Genomic DNA, 2,004 nt, shown 5'->3' with positions numbered 1-2,004 from the left:
GTTTCAGATCGATTTCAGAGCCACCCGCGAGATGGTCGAAAAGATCGATGCGCACGGCCTGTTTTCGCCTCGCCAGAGCAAGGTGACGCTGGAAGGCGGCGAGGTGCTCAACCTCACCGATTTCCAGGTGATCGACGAGCCGGCCTTCAACAAATTGAGCGACGAGGCGTTTCTCGACCTGCGCAAATCCGGCGCGCTCGGCCTGCTCTATTGCCATCTCGCCTCGACCAACAGCTGGACCTCGCTGGTGCATCAGGCGTCGCTGCGGAAGGCGGGGCGGCCAGCGAGCTGATTTCACCCTGGCACGCACTAGATTGATCGTGACAACAGCGCAAGTGATTAACTTGAGGAAACAGTGATAGTTCCGTCTTCAGGGCCGCTTACGATGGTCTCCTCGAAGTAATTATTTGTGATCCGAACATAGTATTCTCCGGTCAGAGCGCCGGATTCCGCTTTAAGCTTAAAGTTAATTGTTGTTGTGTCTTCGATGTTAATGTCGTTGTCGTTGATCAATAAACATGAGGCTATGTCTGAAGTGTCAGCATAAATAAAGTCGATTACCAAGTACTCTGTGTCGTTAAACCAGCCGCGGTCTGGGGAGACCGTCACGCTCACAGTAATCGGCTCTCCGGCTCTTACAGCATTCCCTTCAGGTGTATCGACGCGCACTATATCTACTCTTGCCATGATCCATCTCCCTTTGGCATTCTCAAATGACAATCGGGAACGCTAGTCGAGATCGCCGCGCCCGTTGCGGTTCATGGCGCCACCGGACCGCCCCATCGCACCGCCAGACCTGCCCATGGCGCCGCCCGATCGCCCCATCGCACCACCAGATCTTCCCATTGCTCCACCCGACCGGCCAAACGAATGCGGGTCCAGCTCTGCACCCAACAGAACATCTTCGAGCGTTCCCGTGTCGAGCTCCAGCCGCATTGTCAGGTCACTCTTGTCGTACACCCAGACCTGCATTCCGCGGGCAAATGAGCCTATCTGCGATGACAGTCCGGTATAGGCAGGGTCGCTTGGACCGCGGCTCATGACCTTCAGATCGGTGTCCGCCGGAGCTGGATAATCAACCGCGGTGCCAGGCCCATGAACAAGAAGTATGGTCGGTCTGGCCAGCTCGTAGAACTGCGCCTCGAAGGTGAACGCATAGATCCTTGCCAGCAGGCTGCCGGAGGCGTCGATCTGGTTCTGCAGGAATCTGTTATTGCCAGGTCTTGGAGGCCGTCCCCCATCGATCCTCTTCTTCAGCTTCAAATCTTCAAGAACTCTACCGAACAAGTGTATGGCCGAGGTATTTAAAATGGTTTCAGTTATCATGGATCACCCCATCCTCTGCAATGTCGATCAAAGCTCGGCGCCACTTCTGGACATCCAATATTTCTCGAAATAGCTCATATCCGGGAGACGCACCTGATCCCGTGGACGAGCGGTTCGACCCTCATGAACATGGCTCTTTCGGTCTGGCTTCGTCAGGCGAGGCCCGGCACGGTAGCGAAAAATCCCTCTTCGGTCGAAATCCCGGAAGATGATGCTTGATAGTTCTCCTCCGGTCACACGGTCGTCGACCGCGAGCATCGTTCTCGCCACGTCACGATAGTCCAGGAAATCCGGGGCGAGAGCCCACAGCGTCTCGGCGAGATAGGCACCCACGATATCGCGCGCGTCGAGCAGCGCTTCGACGAAACCGTCTGGATTGCGCGTGAAATCGCGGTCAAAGACTTGCTGGAGCGGCGCCTCGGCGGTTGGATAGATTTCGGCGAGGTCGGCAAGATCTTCGGCCTCCGGCGAAATCAGTCCTCGATCCACCAAGCTCTCGTGAAAGACATCGACCAGAATGTCGAAGACGGCACCCGTTAGAGGTTGCGACAAGGCATGCTCGTCGGTCCAGCCGTCCGCGAAATCGGCCATCGTCAGCTTGTTGTTGGCCTCGCGTATCTGGCGGTGCGGTGAAAATTCCGAAAAGCGAGAGAGTTGATTGGCTATGTAGAGGTTCCC

The 2,004-nt window shown here is 56.2% G+C and carries 3 protein-coding genes and 1 pseudogene; 1 reads left to right on the top strand and 3 read right to left on the bottom strand.

Going from position 1 to position 2,004, the window contains the following annotated elements:
* Positions 1-292: SapC family protein (locus EN750_RS31745; RefSeq protein WP_145968105.1), on the top strand; the 292-nt coding region annotated here is incomplete at its 5' end.
* Between the two features lie 47 nt (positions 293-339).
* Here EN750_RS31745 and EN750_RS31740 read toward each other — a convergent pair.
* From EN750_RS31740 to EN750_RS39170, 3 genes and pseudogenes are all read right to left on the bottom strand, one after another.
* Positions 340-687 (bottom strand): hypothetical protein, encoded by a 348-nt coding sequence (locus tag EN750_RS31740; protein WP_127399058.1) that lies wholly within the window; start codon positions 685-687, stop codon positions 340-342.
* A gap of 42 nt (positions 688-729) precedes the next feature.
* A complete protein-coding gene (locus EN750_RS31735; RefSeq protein ID WP_127267587.1) occupies positions 730-1,326 on the bottom strand; it encodes a hypothetical protein in 597 nt (198 codons plus the stop codon).
* Between the two features lie 27 nt (positions 1,327-1,353).
* Positions 1,354-2,004 (bottom strand): annotated as a pseudogene (locus EN750_RS39170) (hypothetical protein); the annotation flags it as partial.

The sequence above is a fragment of the Mesorhizobium sp. M7A.F.Ca.ET.027.03.2.1 genome, assembly GCF_003999175.1.
Lineage (GTDB): Bacteria > Pseudomonadota > Alphaproteobacteria > Rhizobiales > Rhizobiaceae > Mesorhizobium.
Note: the sequence above shows the minus strand (reverse complement) of the source record. Positions and strands in the feature narration are given on the sequence as shown.

Excerpts from the sequence above, each read along its gene's own strand:
- EN750_RS31740 (WP_127399058.1), bottom strand. The coding sequence starts at position 687 with ATGGCAAGAGTAGATATAGTGCGCGTCGATACACCTGAAGGGAATGCT.
- EN750_RS31735 (WP_127267587.1), bottom strand. The coding sequence starts at position 1,326 with ATGATAACTGAAACCATTTTAAATACCTCGGCCATACACTTGTTCGGT.